The following is a 16,295-nucleotide window of genomic DNA, read 5'->3' as shown; positions in this document are numbered from 1 at the left end:
GCTGGCATACTGCAAGTTCGAACAGGTATCGCGTCTGAGAGGACAGCATGTTTTACGATGCCACTGAGGCAGGCGAGCCGGTATTGGCTTTCAATTCGTTCCGGTTTTTCCCGGCGCGCCGCATGCTCTATGAGGAAGACCGTCCGCTGCGGCTGGGCAGCCGCGCCATCGACATCCTGCAGGTGCTGCTGGAGCGCGCCGGCGAAACCGTGACCAAGGACCAGCTGATCGCGCGCGCCTGGCCCAATACGGTGGTCGAGGAAGGCAATTTGCGGGTGCACGTGGCGGCGCTGCGCAAGATGCTGGGCGAGCGCCACATCGAGAACGTGGTGGGGCGCGGCTATTGCTTCATCACGCCGGTGGTGCGCGGCGAGGCCGGGCCGGAGGGCGCGCAGGGGGCGCACACCGCGCAGGCGCTGCCACTTTCCGATGGGCAATCAAGAATGGCGCAGGCCAAGACGGTGTATCTGCCGCAGAGCGACGGCCTGCCGCCCTGCGCCACGCGCATCTTCGGCCGCGAGCAGACCGTGGCGGCGCTCAGGCAGCAATTGTCCGAGCGGCGCTTCGTCACCATTGTCGGCACCGGCGGCATGGGCAAGACCACGGCGGCGCTGGCCGCCGCCGAGCGCATGCAATCCCACTGGCGGCAAGGCACGGTGTTCGTCGACCTGGCCCCGCTCACGCGCGCCGACCAGGTGCCGCAGGCACTGGCCGCCGCGCTGGTGATGGAACGCCCGGCGGCGATGGACACGGCGGCCATCGTGGCCGCGCTGCACAGCCACCACCTGCTGCTGATACTGGACAGTTGCGAGCATGTGCTGGAAGCGGTGTCGCTGCTGGCCGAGCAGATACTGCACGGCGCGCCCGGCGTGCGCCTGCTGGCCACCAGCCGCGAGCCGCTGCGTGCCGAGGGCGAATGGGTGCACCGCCTGCCCGCGCTGGAGCTGCCGCCTGAACCGGAGCAGGGGTCGGGCCAGCCGCCGCTGACGATGGCGCAGGCCATGGCCTACCCATCGGTGCAGCTGTTCGCCGAGCGCGTGCAGGCCAGCGCGGCCGGGCTGGCGCTGGGCGACCAGGAAGCGCCGCAGATCGCCGGCATCTGCCGCCGTCTGGACGGCATACCGCTGGCGATCGAACTGGCTGCCGCGCGCGTGGAACTGCTGGGCATACGCGGCCTGGTGGCGCGCCTGGACGACTGCTGCTATCTGCTCAAGGGCGGCCGGCGCACGGCCAAGGTAAGGCACCGCACGCTGGAGGCAACGCTGGACTGGAGCTATGACCTGCTGGGCGAACGGGAACGCAAGCTGCTGCACCGGCTGTCGGTGTTCCGGCGCCGTTTCTCGCTGGAGGAAGCGCTGTCCATCGGGGCCGATAGCAGGGAAGGGCTGGAAGACGCCATGGACGCGCTATCCAGCCTGGTGAGCAAGTCGATGCTGGCCACGGTGGCCGACACCGGCGCGGCGCGCTACCGCATGCTGGAAACCACGCGCAGCTATGCGGCGGCCAAGCTGGCCGAAAGCGGCGAACATGATGTGATCCTGGCGCACTACGTGGCGCTCGGCGGCCCGCCGCTCTGAGCGTTTCCGCGGCGTCGTCTCCGCTCAGGCTCCGCGCATCGCCAGCAGGCGCGCCCAGGCCGGCACCGCGCCGCGCCAGAACTGCTCCACGCTGTCCGCCTGCCGCTCCAGCCCCTCCAGCCCCAGGAAACGCGCCGCCGGCAGCAGCGCCGATTCCAGCAGCTGCGCCACCGGGGCGCCGTTGTCGAAGGCCTGCGCGCCGGTTTGCTTGGACAGTTTTTCGCCGTCCGCGTTGGCCACCACCGGCACGTGCAGATACCTCGGCTGCGGCAGCCCCAGCAGCTCCTGCAGGTAAATCTGGCGCGGCGCCGAATCCAGCAGGTCCGCGCCGCGCACGATGTCGGTGATGCCTTGCGCGGCGTCGTCCACCACCACCGCCAGCTGATAGGCCCAGAAGCCGTCGGCGCGGCGTATCACGAAGTCGCCCACCTCGGCGGTCAGGTCCTGGCACACCTCGCCGTGCCAGCGGTCGGCGAAGCAGATCGTGCGGTGCGGTTGCTGCGGCGTGCGCAGGCGCACCGCGCGCGCGGCTTTGCCCGGCGCCAGCCCGTTGCGGCAGGTGCCCGGATACACCAGCGCCGGCGAGGCCTGCCCCAGGCGCAGCTGGGAATCCTGGATCTCCTTGCGCGAGCAGGCGCAAGGGTACACCGCGCCCGCCGCCTCCAGCCGCGCCAGCGCCGCCTGGTACAGCCCCGTGCGCAAGGTCTGCCACGTCACCTCGCCGTCCCACTGCATGCCGCAGCGCTGCAGCGAGGCCAGGATGTGCTGGTCCACGCCCGCCACGTTGCGGTCGCGGTCCAGGTCCTCGATGCGCACCAGCCACTGGCCGTGGTGGACTTTGGCGTCCAGATAGCTGGCCATGGCCGCCACCAGCGAACCGAGGTGCAGGGGACCGGTGGGGGAGGGCGCGAAACGGCCGATGTAGGGAGGGCGTGCTGACGTCATGTGAAAAGTATCCCCGACCGGCGCGGTGCGCGTCAACCGTCGCTTGCTGCAGCGCGCAATGGATATGCGGGAAACTTCGCATACAATGCTCGGCGCGGCGATGTGGCCGCCTTATCGACTCCATATCAGACCATACAGACACTATGCAGAAACTGTTCCCATCCGCGCTCGCATGCGCCGTTGCCGCCAGCCTGGCGCTGTCCTTCCCGGCGTACGCCGCCGCGCCGGAAGCTGCCAAAGCCGCCCGGCAAAAGCAGCCCAAGGTGCAGGAAGCGCCGCTGCGCGCGCACCTGGCCTTCCTGTCCAGCGACCTGCTGGAAGGGCGCGGCACCGGCCAGCGCGGCGGCGACCTGACGGTGGCTTACCTGGAAACGCAGGCGCTGGCCGCCGGCCTCAAGCCGCTGGCCGGCAAGAGCTTCCGCCAGGCGGTGCAGATCGCGGGCGTGAAGTCGCTGCCGGCTGAGAGCTCGCTGCGCCTGGAAGCCAACGGCGCCGCGCTGCCGGCTTCCTTCGGCAAGGACTGGGTATGGGCGCCGGGCGACGCGCAAGCCGCGCACAGCCTGGACGCGGAACTGGTCTTCGTCGGCTACGGCGCCACCGCCTCCGAAGAAGGATGGAACGATTTCAAGGGCCGGAACCTGAAAGGCAAAGTGCTGGTCATGATGGTGAACGACCCGCAGCCGACCGCCGAACAGCCCGACCGTTTCGGCGGCAAGGCGCTGACCTACTACGGCCGCTGGACCTATAAATTCGAAGAAGCCGCGCGCCAGGGCGCCGCCGGCGTGCTGCTGATCCACACCACGCCGAGCGCGTCGTACGGCTGGAGCGTGATCCAGAACAGCTGGGACAACGTGGAACGCTTCCAGCTGGCGCAAGGCGCTGCTGGCACCGGCCTGCAAGGCTGGCTGACCGACGACACCGCGCGCGCCCTGTTCAAGGCCGCCGGCCAGGACCTGGACGCGCTGCGCGCCGCCGCCGAAAGCAAGGACTTCCAGCCGGTGCCGCTGAACGCCAAAGTGGCCGGCGAGATGAAGGCCGCCGTGCGCCGCCTGGAGCAGTTCAACGTGGCCGGCGTGGTGCCGGGCACCGATCCCAAGCTGAAGGACGAAGTGGTGATCTACAGCGCGCACTGGGACCACCTGGGCAAGCAGGGCACCGAAGGCGACACTATCTTCAACGGCGCCGTCGACAACGCCTCCGGCATCGCCGCGCTGCTGGCCATGGCCAAGGAAGCGTCGCTCAGCCCGGCCAGGCGCAGCCAGATGTTCCTGTGGGTTGCCGCCGAAGAGCAGGGCCTGCTGGGCAGCGAAGCCTACGCCACCGCGCCGCTGTGGCCACTGGCCAAGACCGCCGCCAACCTGAACCTGGACAGCCTGAATTTCATCGGCGTCACGCGCGACATCGGCGCGGCGGGCAGCGAGCGCACCGACCTGGGCAAGATGGCCGAGGCCACCGCCAAGGCCATGAACATGGTCATTGCCGAAGCCAAACCGGACCTGTCGGGCGGCTATTTCCGCAGCGACCACTTCGCCTTTGCCAAGGTGGGCGTGCCGGCCTTCTCGATCACCTCGGGCCGCGACTACCTGGGCGACAAGGCGGCCGCGAAAGCCAAGGCGGAGGCCTACAGCAAGCGCTATCACCAGGTGTCGGATGAATACGACCCGAGCTGGGACCTGGCCGGCATGACGCAGCACGCGCAATTCGCGCTGAACCTGGGCCGCATGGTGGCGGACGCACCCAAGATGCCCGAATGGAAAGCCGGCGACGCCTTCGGCAAAGCCCGCGCCAAGTAAGGCCCCGCTAATCCCCAGCCGCCTCCGGGCGGCTTTTCTTTTGACGACAGCACCGACAGCACCATGACTGCCACGCGCCTGACCTCCCTCGACGCCTTTCGCGGCTTCACCATCGCCGGCATGCTGCTGGTGAATAATCCCGGCGACTGGAGCCACCTGTATTCGCAGCTGGCGCACGCGCACTGGAACGGCTGGACCTTCACCGACTGGATCTTTCCCTTCTTCCTGTTCATCGGCGGCATCTCGATGGCGTTCTCGCTGGGGCGCGCAGCCGACGCGGGCGCGGACAAGGGCGCCTTGCTGCGCAAGCTGTTCAAGCGCGCGCTGCTGATTTTCCTGATCGGCTTCCTGCTCAACTACATTCCGCGCTTCGACCTGTCCAGCGTGCGCATCCCGGGCGTGCTGCAGCGCATCGCGCTGTGCACCATGCTGGCGGCGCCGCTGGTGGTGTACTGCAACTGGCGCCAGATCCTGTGGTGGATCGCCGGCCTGCTGGCCTTCTACAGCGCGATGATGCTGCTGGTGCCGGTGCCGGACGTGAACGGCGTGGTGGGCGCCGGCGTGCTGGAACCGGGCCGCGACTTCGGCGCGTGGCTGGACCGCCAGTTCCTCAGCGGCCACATGTGGGCGCAATCGAAAACCTGGGACCCGGAAGGTCTGTTCACCACCATCCCGGCCCTGTGCAGCCAGCTGATCGGCGTGCTGGCCGGGCGCTGGCTGATGGCGGAACGCGCGCGGTCCGAGCAAACCGTGTGGATGATGCTGGCCGGCCTGGCGCTGCTGCTGGCGGGCGCCATGCTGGACGTGGTGCTGATGCCGATCAATAAGAGCTTGTGGACCACGTCCTACTGCCTGTTCATCAGCGGCTGGGCGCTGCTGATGTTCGCCGTTTTCTACTGGCTGCTGGACGCCAACCCCTCGGCATGGCTGCGTGCCAGGGCGCAAGGCGGCTCGGCGTTCTTCATCATCTACGGCATGAACGCGCTGTTCATCTTCGCCTTGTCTGGCCTGGTGGCCAAGATGCTGGGCTTCGTCAAGTTCGCGCAGGCGGACGGCACGCAGCAGTCGCTGGGCGCCATGCTGTACGCGCCCATCAAGGCGCTGCCCCTGCAGCCGGAGGCCGCCTCGCTGCTGCACGCGCTGCTGTTCAACGCCGCCATGTTCGCGGTGGCCTGGTTCATGTGGCGCCGGCGCTGGTTTGTAAAAGTATGATAGTTGCCAAGATGAAATATCGAGACGATAATGCTTATTCTTTGACTTCAGGCCTCGTCTCCCATGGAAAGCACCAATCCGTATCAGGCACCGCAAACCGTTTTTGAAGAGGGCGACGCCGGCGCGGCGCCGGGCGAGCTGCAGTATGCGGGCTTCTGGCGCCGCTTCGGCGCTTTCTGGCTGGACGCGCTGTGCCTGGCGCCGCTGACCGGCATCGTGCTGTTCCTCAGCACCACCACGCGCTACTTCCATGCGCTGTGGCTGGTGCCGGGATTGCTGTTCGGCTTGTGGTTTAACGTTTACCTGGTCAAGCGCTACGGCGGCACGCCGGGCAAGCTGATGATGAAAATCCGCGTGGCCATGGTGGATGGCGCGGCCGTCACCGGCAAGGCCGCCCTGCTGCGTTACAGCGTGATGTTCGCGCTGAGCGCAGCGTCGTCGGTGGCGCTGGTCATGGCCAGCCTGGCGATGGGCGACGAGCTGTATCTGTCGCTCGGCTTCATGCGCATGAACACGGTGCTGGTGGAGCAGGCGCCGCTGTGGTATCCGGCGGTGAACGTGGCCCTTCAGATCTGGATCTGGGGCGAGTTCGTCACCATGCTGCTGAACAAGCGCCGCCGCGCCGTACACGACTATATGGCCGGCACGGTGGTGGTGCACAAGCCCAAGGCCCAGGCTTAAGCCCAGGCTTCAGCCTTCCTTGCGCGGCGCGTGGCTGACGAGGTCGGACGGCGTCATGCCGAACCAGCGCTTGCAGGCGCGGTAAAAGGCGCTCGGCTCCGAGAAGCCGAGCTGGAAGCTGAGCACCTTGAGCGACAGCTCGCCGGCGGCCAGCGACTGGCGCGCCAGTTCGCGCCGCGTGTCGTCCACCAGCGCGGTGAAGCTGGTGCCTTCCTCGGCCAGCCGGCGCTGCAAGGTGCGCTCGCTCATCATCATGTGCGCCGCCACGTCTTCGCGCTGCGGCGGACCTTTGGGCAGCATCGCCGCCACCATGGCTTGCACGCGCGCGCCGATGGTGGGCGGCTGCGCCTGCGCCAGGCTGGCCAGCACGCCGCTGCCGCCCCGGTAGCCGGGCAGCGCCGACACCAGGTCGGCGTCGGCGAATTCCATCACGTTGTGCGGGCGGTTGAAATGCACCGGGCAGCCGAAGGTCTGCGCGTACATGTCGGCGCTGGCCGGTTCCGGGAACGCGTATTCAACCTGCACCGGCCTGGCGTCGTCGTTGCCGGCCGCGCTGCGCAGGCTGCGCAGCAGCACGCACCAGACGAAGTCGTAGCGCTGCTGCGGCACCACGCGCTGCGCGCCGGGCAGCACCAGGCCCACGCGCGTGTGGCCGTGGCAGCGCTCGATGGTGCTTTGCACGGTGGGCGACACCAGCATGATGTGGCCCATCACGCCCAGCCAGCCGAGGCGGTTCGGGGTGGATATTTTCAGGCCGATCAGCGGGTCGCGGGAATGCTCGACCAGCAGCGACCACAGGTGGCTCAGTTTATCGGATAGCGCGAGGGCGTCGCACGCGAGGCCGTCGCCTTCGTCCAGGCCGGCCTGCTGGAACAGCGCTTCGGCCTGCACGCCGGAATGCGCCAGGCGCGACTTCACGCCCCGCACCAGGTGCAGGGCGGAGGAGTACCCCATGCCGGGCCCCAAGAGTGCTTCGTTCATTTCCCATGTCTCCATTGCGAACGACCGTGCTTATTTTTGACGGTTCGCTCTGCGTCTTTTTTGTAAATTATTAACGCATGAAATTTACCAGGCCAGCAGCAAAAAATTAGACGGGGGACTCTATCGCGCAGGGCGCGGTTTCGTGCTAGACGGGGCGGGACGGATAGGGGACAGGGAAGGGGCGGCGGGCGCCGCCCCGGCGGGATATTACTGCTGACTAATTACTTGCCGCCTTCGTTGGCGTGCTCGCCCAGGATCTGCTTGGCGTAGCGGATGCCGATGCCGTAGGCCGAGTGGGCCTTGAAGATGTCCATGCAGCCGTCGTAGGTTTCGCCGCGCGCCCAGTCGCGCTGCAGTTCGCACATCCATTGCAGCGAGTTGGTCGGCGTGGCGCCGGCCTGGATCATGCGCTGGACGGCGCGCTCATGCGCTTCCATGGTGGTGTCGCCGCAAGCGTCGGTCGGCACGAAGATCTCGTAGCCTTCGGCCAGCATCTGCAGGGTCGGGAAGGTCACGCACACTTCGGTCCACAGGCCGGCGATGATGATGCGCTTGCGGCCGGTGGCCTTGATGGCGGCCTTGAAGTTCTGGTCTTCCCACGAATTCATCGAGGTGCGGTCGATCGGCTTCTGGTCCGGGAACACGGACTGGATCTCGGGGATCAGGTGGCCGCTGAAGGTTTCCGACGCGATGGTGGTCAGGATGGTCGGCACGCCGAACAGCTTGGCGGTCTTGGCCAGGATCTGCGCGTTGTGCAGGACGGCGGTGCGCTCGTGCGACATGGTGCCGAACAGCATTTGCGGCTGGTGGTCGATCAGCGCCAGGACGCAGTCTTGCGGATTGAGCAGGGTGTTGTAGGACATGGTTTTCTCCTTGAAAAGTCGGGGTGGCAAAGTACGTTCGCACTTTGCCAGCTTTGCCTGAATTGCACGTCTGCTATAAGGACTGCCCCTGCTCTTGCTTACGGGAGAGCGTTACTCCTTGCCGATAAACTCCGTGGCGTATACCAGCAGCGCGATCAGCGGGAACGCCAGCCCCGTCATCAGCACGCCGTGCCAGCCGTGGTGCGCGTACATCCAGCCGCCCAGCGAGGAACCGATGGCGCCGCCGCAAAAGAAGATCGCCATGTACAAGCCGTTCAGGCGGCTGCGCACGTCTTCGCCCAGCGCGAAGATGGCGCGCTGGCCGGTGACCAGGCTGGCCGACACGCCGGCGTCGAGCACGATGGAGGCGGCCACCAGCAGCCCCAGGTCGAACACGCGGCCGCCCTGCAGCAGCAGCGGCGCGCCGAAGGCGAGCAGCGCGGCGGCCAGCGCCATGCCGGTGGTGGAGCGGCTCTTGCCCTGGTCGGCGCGGCGGCCGGCGTACGGCGAGGCGATGGCGCCGGCCACGCCGGCCAGCGCGAAGATGGCGATGCCGGTTTGCGACAGGCCGAAATAGGGCGCCGCCAGCACCAGCGGCACGGTGGTCCAGAACAGGCTGAAGGCGCCGAACATGCAGGCCTGGTAGGCGGCGCGGCGGCGCAGCACGGGCGTAGTCTTCAGCAACTGCCACAGCGAGGCCAGCAGCGCGCCGTAAGGCATGGCCGCCACCGGCTGGCGCCTGGGCAGCTTGCGGTGCAGCAGCAAGGCCAGCAGCGCGGTGCCGATGGCCGACAGCACGAAGATGGCGTGCCAGTTCAGCGCGTCGGTGACCAGGCTGGAGACCGGGCGCGCCAGCATGATGCCCATCAACAGGCCGGACACCACCTTGCCCACGATCTGGCCGCGCATGTGCGGCGGCGCCAGGTGGGAGGCGAACGGCACCACCACCTGCGCGGCCACCGAGCCCAGGCCGATGCACAGCGCGGCGGCCAGGAACAGCCCGGCGTTGCTGGTGCTGGCGGCCACCAGCAGCGCGGCCGAGGTGGCGGCCAGGCAGGTGACGATCAGGCGGCGGTTCTCCAGCAGGTCGCCCAGCGGGACGATGAAGATCATGCCGAGGCAATAGCCGATCTGCGTCAGCGTGACGATCAGCCCGGCCGCGCCGGGCGACAGGCCGGTGGCCAGGCTGATGGGGCCGACCAGCGGCTGGGCGTAATACAGATTGGCGACGATGAGGCCGGTGGCGGTCGCCAGCAGCAATACCATGCCGGAGGAAATCCCCGGTACGGCGATGGTTTGGTGGGTGGTCAACGGAACTCCTGGATGCGCAACGACAAGTGCCGGGCCCTGCTTGGAAAAAGGCGGGCTCAGCCGGACAAACATTGTAGTGGGGAATCCAGATCCCTGCTGGCGGCGGCCGGATATGGCTGGCATATCCGGCCGGGCATGGCGCGCCGCTACAGCGTGCGCAGGAAGGCGGTGAGGTCGGATTTTTCCTTGTCGCTGAGCTTGGTTTCCAGGATCAGGTTGAAGAATTCCACCGTGTCTTCCAGCGTCAGCAGGCGGCCGTCGTGCAGGTAGGGCGGGGATTCCTTGATGCCGCGCAGCGGGAAGGTCTTGATGGGGCCGTCCGCCGTGGCCATCATGCCGTTGACGATGCGCGGCTTGTAGAAGCGCTCCGCCTTCAGGTTGTGCATCAGGTTGTCGGTGTAGTAGGGCGCGGCGTGGCAGGTGGAACATTGCGCCTTGCCGAAGAACAGCGCCTGGCCGCGCAGCTCGCTTTCGCTGGCCTTCTCCGGATCGAGCTTGCCGTTGATGCCCAGCTTGGGCGCGGGCGGGAAGTCCAGCAGCGCCTGGAACTCGGCCATGAAGTGCACCTGGCTGCCGCGCTCGAGGACGTTGACGCCCTTCTTGGTGGCGATCACCGGGTCGCCGTCGAAGTAGGCGGCGCGCTGCTCGAACTCGGTGAAGTCTTCCACCGTTTTCAGCGCGCGCTGCGAGCCGAACAGGCGCTGGATGTTGAGGCCGCGCAAGGTCGGCGTGTCGATGCGGTGGCGGAAGATCTGCGGGCGGATGTCGCCCACCAGATGCGTGGCGCCGTTGCTGTGGCCGTTGGAATGGCAGTCCAGGCAGGCCACGCCACGGCTGGGGCGTTCGGAGCGGCGGTCTTCGGTCTGGTTGAACTGCTGCTGCGGGAACGGCGTGAGCAGCAGGCGCAGGCCTTCGAGCTGCTTGGGGTTGAGCAGGCCGTTGAACATGCCGTGGAAGTTGTCGATGGTGAGCAGCTTGCCGCCGGAAACGTCGCCCAGGTCGGGCCGCGTGGTGAGGAAGATCGGCGCGGGGAACTCGGGCAGGAAGTGGTCGGGCAGGTCGAAGTCGAGGTCGAAGCGGTTCAGGTCGCGCTGCTCCTGGCGTTTCAGCTCGTCGATCTGGAATTGCGGGAACAGCATGCCGCCTTCGGCGTGGTTGGGATGCGGCAGCGGCAGGAAGCCGGCCGGGAACAGGTCGCGCGCGCGGATGTCGTCGGGGCCCAGTTCGGCCAGGCGCTGCCAGCTCGTGCCCGCCGGCAGCTTGACGCGCACCCCGCCTTGCACCGGCTTGCCCCGGAACATGGCGGCGCCGCTGGGGCGGTTGGACAAGTCGTAGCGCTGGGCCAGCAGCTCGCGCTGGCGCTGCATCAGGGCGGCGCGCGCGGCGCGCATGCGCGCCAGCGTTGCGCCGAAGTCTTCGGTGATGTCCACCTTCATGTAGCTGGTGGGACGCTCCGCCGGCGGCGGGTGGCGCTGCGCGGCGAAGGCGGCGGCCGCGATGGCCGCTGCCGCGGCAAGCGTGGCGATGCGGATGGCAAAGGCGGCGACGGCGCCCTTGGCGGTGGGGGTCTTCATGGCACTCTCCTGCTGCGTGGCCGGGCAAGCTGCCCTGTTCCAGTTAAGCAGACAGGAGAGTTATGGCTATGCTTAAGGCGTGCGCTTTTGCGCTGGCTCAAGCCGCTCGCGGATGCCGGCCGTTATCTCGTACGAACGCAGGCGCTTGCCGTGCTCGAAGATCTGCGAGGTGATCATCAACTCGTCCGGCTGGGTGCTGTCGATAAAGCCTTGCAGCTGTTTGGCCACCGTCTGCGGCGAGCCGATCGCCGAGCAGGACAGCACCGAATCGAGCATGGCGTTTTCCTGCTGGCCCAGGGTCTGGCGGTAATTGGCCAGCGGCGGCGGCAGCTGCGACGGCCGGCCGGTGCGCAGGTTGACGAAGGCTTGCTGCATCGAGGTGGCCAGCAACTGCGCTTCCTCGTCGGTGTCGGCCGCGAACACATTGAAGCCCAGCATCACGTACGGCTGGTCCAGCTGCGCCGAGGGCTTGAAGTTGGCGCGGTACAGCGCCACCGCCTGCATCATCTGCGCCGGCGCGAAGTGGGACGCGAACGCATAGGGCAGGCCGAGATGGGCCGCCAGCTGCGCGCCGAACAGGCTGGAGCCGAGTATCCACAGCGGCACCTTGGCGCCCCGGCCCGGCACGGCCAGCACCTGCTGGCGCGGCGCGTCGGACAGATAGTCTTGCAGCTCCAGCACGTCCTGCGGGAACTCGTCCGCGTCCGACGCCAGGCTGCGGCGCAGGGCGCGCGCGGTGGTCTGGTCGGAACCGGGCGCGCGCCCCAGGCCCAGGTCGATGCGCCCCGGATGCAGCGCTTCCAGCGTGCCGAACTGCTCGGCGATCACCAGCGGAGAATGGTTCGGCAGCATGATGCCGCCCGCGCCCACCCGGATGGTGCGGGTGCCGGCGGCCACGTGCGCCATCACCACCGAGGTGGCGGCGCTGGCGATGCCCGGCATGCCGTGGTGTTCCGCCAGCCAGTAGCGGTTGTAGCCCCAGCGTTCGCCGTGCTGCGCCAGATCCAGCGTGTTGCGCAGCGAGGCGGAGGCATCGCTGCCGAGCGCGATGGGGGAGAGGTCGAGTATGGAAAATGGAGTCATGGCTGTGATATGGCGGCGGTAAGCCGGGTTTCAATGAAGGCCCTGACGCGCTCATGGCCTTTCCGTTACACTTGCAAAACCATAACAAAAGAGACACGCCTCATGCTGAAAAAAATTGCCTTGATGACCATGCTGGCGCAGGCCGCGCTCTACCCGAGCGCCCAGGCCGCCGCGCTGAGCGAGGCGGCCACCGCCACCGCCCGTTACGCAGTTGAAACCTATCCGCAGCAGATGACCGCCGCGCTGGCCGCCATGGTCAGCTACAACACCGTGGCCGATCCGGCCTACACGGCCGACAAGAACCCGCAGCACATCGCTTTCAAGCAGATGCTGAAAGAGGAGGCCGCGCGCCTGGGCCTGGACTATCAAGACCATGGCTACGTGGCGGTGATCGGCCTGGGCGAGAGCGCGGACCGGGTCGGCATCATCACGCACGGCGACGTGCAGCCGGTGAATCCTGCCAAGTGGGCCAAGTCGCCCTTCGAGCTGGACAGCACCAGCGAGCCGGGCCGCCTGGTGGCGCGCGGCTCGGAAGACGACAAGGGCCCGATCGCCACCGCCATGTATGCGATGAAGGCTATCAAAGACCAGAAGGTGGCGCTGAAGAAGCGGCTTGAGCTGTACGTCTACATGGCCGAGGAATCGGACTGGGCGCCGCTCGAGGCTTTCCTGAAAGACCACACGCCGCCGCAGATGAACATCACGCTGGACGCCGAGTATCCGGTGGTGACGGCCGAGAAGGGCTGGGGCGCGGTGAAGGTGACCATGCCGGCGCTGCCGGCCCCGGCAGCCGGCAAGGGCCCGCTGCTGCGCGAATTCGCCGGCGGCTTCTTCGGCAGCCAGATCCCGGAGGACGCCAGCGCCGTGATCGCCAACGCCACGCCGGCGCTGGAAAAACAGATCCGCGCGCGCGCCGCCGCGCAGAAGGGCATGCGCTACCAGTACGCGTGGCAGGGCCGCGACCTGAAAATCACCGCGCTGGGCCTGTCCGCGCACTCGTCCAAGCCGGAAGACGGCGTCAACGCCATCAGCATGCTGGCGGACGCGCTCAAGGTGCAGCCATGGAAAGCCACCGCCGCCGCCGGCATGGTGACCATGCTGAACGACCTGGTCGGCACCGGCATCCACGGCGAACGTTTCGGCAAGGCGGCCTACCGCGACGATTTCATGGGCCCGATGACGGTGGCGCCTACCGTGCTCAAGCAGAAGGATGGCGGCATCGAGCTGAACATCAATATCCGCCGCCCGAAAGGCAAGCCAGGCGCCCAGCTGCAAGCCGAGTTCCAGCAGGCGTTCGACCAGTGGAAGCGCACGCATGCGCCGCAAGCGGCCATCGCCATGCAGATCGGCGAGCCGTGGGTGCAGGCGGACGCGCCGCAGGTGCCGGTGCTGCTGGACGTGTTCTCGCACTACACCGGCATCCAGAATGCCAAGCCGATCTCGATCGGCGGCGGCACCAACTCGCGCCTGTTCCCGAAAGCGGTTGCCTTCGGTCCGGCCATGCCGGGCATGGCCTACACCGGCCACTCCGAACATGAGTTCATCACCACCAAACAGTTGATGCTGAACCTGCAGATGTACACCGCTGTGCTGGTCGAACTGGCACGTTAATGCAAGGATGTTATCGGCGCGGCGCACCTTTGTTGGTGCGCCGCGTTTTTTTTGTCCAGTCCGCCCCGTTATGTATTCCCATGCGGAAAAATAAGCCTTACTATCAAGCGCAATAAGGCTTACTTTCTCGCCGCTTCTTACCGAAACCTCATCTTTTCAACTTCATCTATTGGGATGCCGGATCACCAACGATCCCGGCAGGGGACTCTGCATGCCACGTAAATCATTGTCAGTTTGTGCATTGCTGTTTGCTGTTTGCCAGCTTGTGTGCCGGCCCGCGTTCAGCGCCGAGATGGAAATGAGCGCGCATGCGCAACCGGCGGGCGCCATCGCCGCTTCCATGGAAGAGGCGGCGCCGCGCCGCGGCGCGCTGTTCAAAGTGCGGCACGACGGCCGCACCAGCTATCTGTTCGGCACGGTACATGCAGGCAAGCAGGCCTTCTTCCCGCTGGAGCCGCAGGTGACGCGCGCGCTGGCCGATTCGAACGCGCTGGTGCTGGAGCTGGACGTGCGCGCCAGCGAACCGTTCCAGCAGGCGCTGGCGGCGCACGGCCGCTATCCGAAGGGCGATTCGATCCGCAACCACCTGTCGCACGAAACGCTGGCACTGCTGCAGCAGGCGCTGGCCCGCGCCGGCATGTCGCTGGACAACCTGGAACAGTACCGTCCGTGGCTGCTGGCCAATCTGCTGATCGGCGCCGAAATCGAGCGCCACGGCTATATGCGCAGCCAGGGCGTGGAGCAGTTCCTGCTGAAGGAAGCCGCGCAGCATAACAAGCCGCTGCGCGAACTGGAGAGCGCGGATTATCAGCTGGGCCTGTTCGCCGACATGAACGACGCGCAGCAGGAAACCTATCTGCGCGAGAACCTGGCCGAACTGGCCAGCGGCGCGTCGCTGAAAAAGACCGCCAGCCTGATCGACGCCTGGGGCAAGGCCGACGCGCCGGGCATGAACGAGGCCTGGCAATCCATGATCAGTGGCGACAGCGTGTCCGCCGCCTTCATGGACCGCACGCTGCTGGGCAAGCGCAATCCCGAGATGGCGGCCTCGATCGAAAACATCATGAAGGCGGACCAGACCGCGTTTGTCGGCGTCGGCTTGCTGCATCTGCTGGGCGCGCAGGGCGTGCCCGAGCTGCTGCGCCAGCGCGGCTACCAGGTGGAACAGATTTACTGATCCGTTTTACTGGGATTCGCGCGAGACCATGCCGTTGGCGTAGCGTACGCGGTCGCCGCTCCTGTAGCTGGGCATGCTCTCCGCCAGCACGGTCTGGGTGGTGCCGTCGTCCATGCGCACGGTGACGCGATAAATCCTGTCGCTGGGCGAGCCCAGGCTGCCGCCCGCCGCCGCTGCGCCGGCGGACAGGCCCATCGACACGGCGTCCTGCCGTGTGATCTGGTCTATGCTCTGGACCACGCCGCTTCCCGGACTGCCGGTCTGCGCCATGCTCGCGGCGCCGCGCGCTTCGGGCGACGCGGTGGCCGGCGCCGACTGGCCTACCGTGCCGGCCGTATTGGCTGCACTGGCGGTGCCGGTGCCGGTGCCGCCGCTCTCGGTGCTGCTCGTGCTGGCTGTGCTGCCGCCATTGTCCATCGAGGTGCTGCGGTCCGAGGCGCAGCCGGCCAGCGCGATCAGCGTGCAGGCCAGTAAAGTGCTTTTTATCTTCATGATGATCTCCGTTATACGAGCGTCCGCTCGAATAGTTTGGAGTTCCTATGATGCCACCCGTTCCAGCGGAAGCGCGCACCCTTGACGCACATCAAGCGATTACCTGAATTGCGTGACCATAATTGCGTGTCAGAAATTTATAGGGGTGGCTATGTTTAATCGCAGGACGGACAAGGTAATCGAAGATTTGATCGCAGCTACCTGCGGGCTGCAATCGGAAGTGCGGCAGCGCCACGTGTACACACAGGCGCTGCAAGGACTGGTGCGCCTGGCGAAAGCCGAGCAATTGCTGGAGATGCGGCTGGACGCGGAGCGGGCCGCCGGCAGCCTGGCCTGCGCCAGCCGCAAGCGGCAAACCCGCGCCATCCTGCGCAAGATCGGCATGGACGTGAAGAACCGCCAGCGCGAGCTGGAGTTCGGCCAGTACTACCCGGAAGGCAAGGACGATCCGGGCTAGGCCGCGACCTTGTTGCGGCTCCACAGCAGCCACATGATGCTGGCAGTGACGAGGGCGGCGGCCGTGTCCACCGCCCAGTCCGATACCGCGCCGTGGCGGTAGGGCAGGAAGCTCTGTACCAGCTCATCCAGCGCCCCCATGGCCATGATGGTCAGCACCGCCTTGATGGCGCGTAAAGCCGCGCTGCCGCTGCTGCCGGTGAACAGCAAAAAGGTCAGGCCGGCATAAGCGCAGGAGTGCAGCACCACGCCGGGCGCGACCGCGCCGATGTCGCTGCGCGCGCCGGGGATGGAGCCGAGCACCAAGATCATCAGGTAGAGGACCAGCGCGGTGCGGTAGCGCAGATTGGCGTGGGCGGAGGTGAGGACGACTTGCTGAAGTAGGGAACGCATAGCGCAAGGATAGCATGCGGCAAAAAAAATGCCCGCTGGTGAAAGCGGGCCGAAAAACCCATATCCGGGTCAAGAGAGCAGAGAATTCGGGGTGGTGCGCACGGGGCGCACCGTTCTGTTGCCACGCATATCGGTTGCATGTGCAG

Annotated in this window: 15 protein-coding genes; 7 read left to right on the top strand and 8 right to left on the bottom strand. The window is 66.9% G+C overall.

Annotated elements, in window-relative coordinates; genetic code table 11:
* The first annotated feature begins 122 nt into the window (after positions 1-122).
* The gene (locus AC56DV_RS24120) at positions 123-1,577 is read left to right on the top strand and encodes an ATP-binding protein (protein WP_496316753.1); all 1,455 of its coding nucleotides are present in this window, start codon (positions 123-125) and stop codon (positions 1,575-1,577) included.
* Positions 1,578-1,601: 24 nt separating this feature from the next.
* Here the strand turns inward: AC56DV_RS24120 and gluQRS are convergent, their stop codons facing one another.
* A complete protein-coding gene (gluQRS, locus tag AC56DV_RS24115; protein WP_496316752.1) occupies positions 1,602-2,522 on the bottom strand; it encodes a tRNA glutamyl-Q(34) synthetase GluQRS in 921 nt (306 codons plus the stop codon).
* Between the two features lie 143 nt (positions 2,523-2,665).
* Here gluQRS and AC56DV_RS24110 point away from each other — a divergent pair, with 143 nt between their 5' ends.
* The 3 genes from AC56DV_RS24110 to AC56DV_RS24100 all read left to right on the top strand — a co-directional run bounded on the left by AC56DV_RS24110 (position 2,666) and on the right by AC56DV_RS24100 (position 6,208).
* Complete coding sequence (locus AC56DV_RS24110) at positions 2,666-4,315, top strand: M28 family peptidase (RefSeq protein ID WP_496316751.1); 1,650 nt, start codon at positions 2,666-2,668, stop codon at positions 4,313-4,315.
* Between the two features lie 63 nt (positions 4,316-4,378).
* Positions 4,379-5,527, top strand: a complete 1,149-nt coding sequence (locus tag AC56DV_RS24105) for an acyltransferase family protein (RefSeq protein WP_496316750.1) — start codon at positions 4,379-4,381, stop codon at positions 5,525-5,527.
* A 63-nt stretch (positions 5,528-5,590) separates the two neighbouring features.
* Positions 5,591-6,208, top strand: coding sequence for an RDD family protein (locus tag AC56DV_RS24100; RefSeq protein WP_496316749.1), 618 nt, complete (start codon positions 5,591-5,593; stop codon positions 6,206-6,208).
* 9 nt (positions 6,209-6,217) lie between these two features.
* Here the strand turns inward: AC56DV_RS24100 and AC56DV_RS24095 are convergent, their stop codons facing one another.
* From AC56DV_RS24095 to AC56DV_RS24075, 5 genes are all read right to left on the bottom strand, one after another.
* Positions 6,218-7,189 (bottom strand): AraC family transcriptional regulator, encoded by a 972-nt coding sequence (locus AC56DV_RS24095; RefSeq protein WP_496316748.1) that lies wholly within the window; start codon positions 7,187-7,189, stop codon positions 6,218-6,220.
* A gap of 221 nt (positions 7,190-7,410) precedes the next feature.
* Positions 7,411-8,052: a hydrolase gene (locus AC56DV_RS24090; RefSeq protein ID WP_496316747.1), complete on the bottom strand. Its 642-nt coding sequence runs from the start codon at positions 8,050-8,052 to the stop codon at positions 7,411-7,413.
* Between the two features lie 111 nt (positions 8,053-8,163).
* A complete protein-coding gene (locus tag AC56DV_RS24085; RefSeq protein WP_496317277.1) occupies positions 8,164-9,318 on the bottom strand; it encodes an MFS transporter in 1,155 nt (384 codons plus the stop codon).
* A gap of 191 nt (positions 9,319-9,509) precedes the next feature.
* Positions 9,510-10,937 carry a hypothetical protein gene (locus AC56DV_RS24080; RefSeq protein WP_496316746.1) on the bottom strand — a complete coding sequence of 476 codons (1,428 nt, stop codon included), beginning with the start codon at positions 10,935-10,937 and terminating at the stop codon, positions 9,510-9,512.
* A 72-nt stretch (positions 10,938-11,009) separates the two neighbouring features.
* Positions 11,010-12,020, bottom strand: coding sequence for an LLM class flavin-dependent oxidoreductase (locus AC56DV_RS24075; RefSeq protein ID WP_496316745.1), 1,011 nt, complete (start codon positions 12,018-12,020; stop codon positions 11,010-11,012).
* A 102-nt stretch (positions 12,021-12,122) separates the two neighbouring features.
* On the opposite strand from AC56DV_RS24075, the gene AC56DV_RS24070 reads away from it, so the two are divergent.
* On the top strand, positions 12,123-13,631 hold the full coding sequence (locus AC56DV_RS24070) for a dipeptidase (protein WP_496316744.1): 1,509 nt from the start codon (positions 12,123-12,125) through the stop codon (positions 13,629-13,631).
* A gap of 298 nt (positions 13,632-13,929) precedes the next feature.
* A complete protein-coding gene (locus AC56DV_RS24065) occupies positions 13,930-14,808 on the top strand; it encodes a TraB/GumN family protein (RefSeq protein WP_496316743.1) in 879 nt (292 codons plus the stop codon).
* 6 nt (positions 14,809-14,814) lie between these two features.
* On the opposite strand, the gene AC56DV_RS24060 is transcribed toward AC56DV_RS24065, so the two are convergent.
* Positions 14,815-15,300 carry a hypothetical protein gene (locus AC56DV_RS24060; protein ID WP_496316742.1) on the bottom strand — a complete coding sequence of 162 codons (486 nt, stop codon included), beginning with the start codon at positions 15,298-15,300 and terminating at the stop codon, positions 14,815-14,817.
* 187 nt (positions 15,301-15,487) lie between these two features.
* Between AC56DV_RS24060 and AC56DV_RS24055 the strand changes: the two genes are divergently transcribed.
* A complete protein-coding gene (locus AC56DV_RS24055) occupies positions 15,488-15,757 on the top strand; it encodes a hypothetical protein (protein WP_496316741.1) in 270 nt (89 codons plus the stop codon).
* Here the strand turns inward: AC56DV_RS24055 and AC56DV_RS24050 are convergent.
* Positions 15,754-16,149, bottom strand: coding sequence for a VanZ family protein (locus AC56DV_RS24050; RefSeq protein ID WP_496316740.1), 396 nt, complete (start codon positions 16,147-16,149; stop codon positions 15,754-15,756). The two genes, AC56DV_RS24055 and AC56DV_RS24050, sit on opposite strands and share 4 nt — an antisense overlap.
* Positions 16,150-16,295 lie beyond the last annotated feature (146 nt).

Source organism: Massilia sp. BGA-UO-ETr-WB1 (genome assembly GCF_059567845.1).
This window is presented reverse-complemented; position numbering and strand designations above follow the sequence as displayed.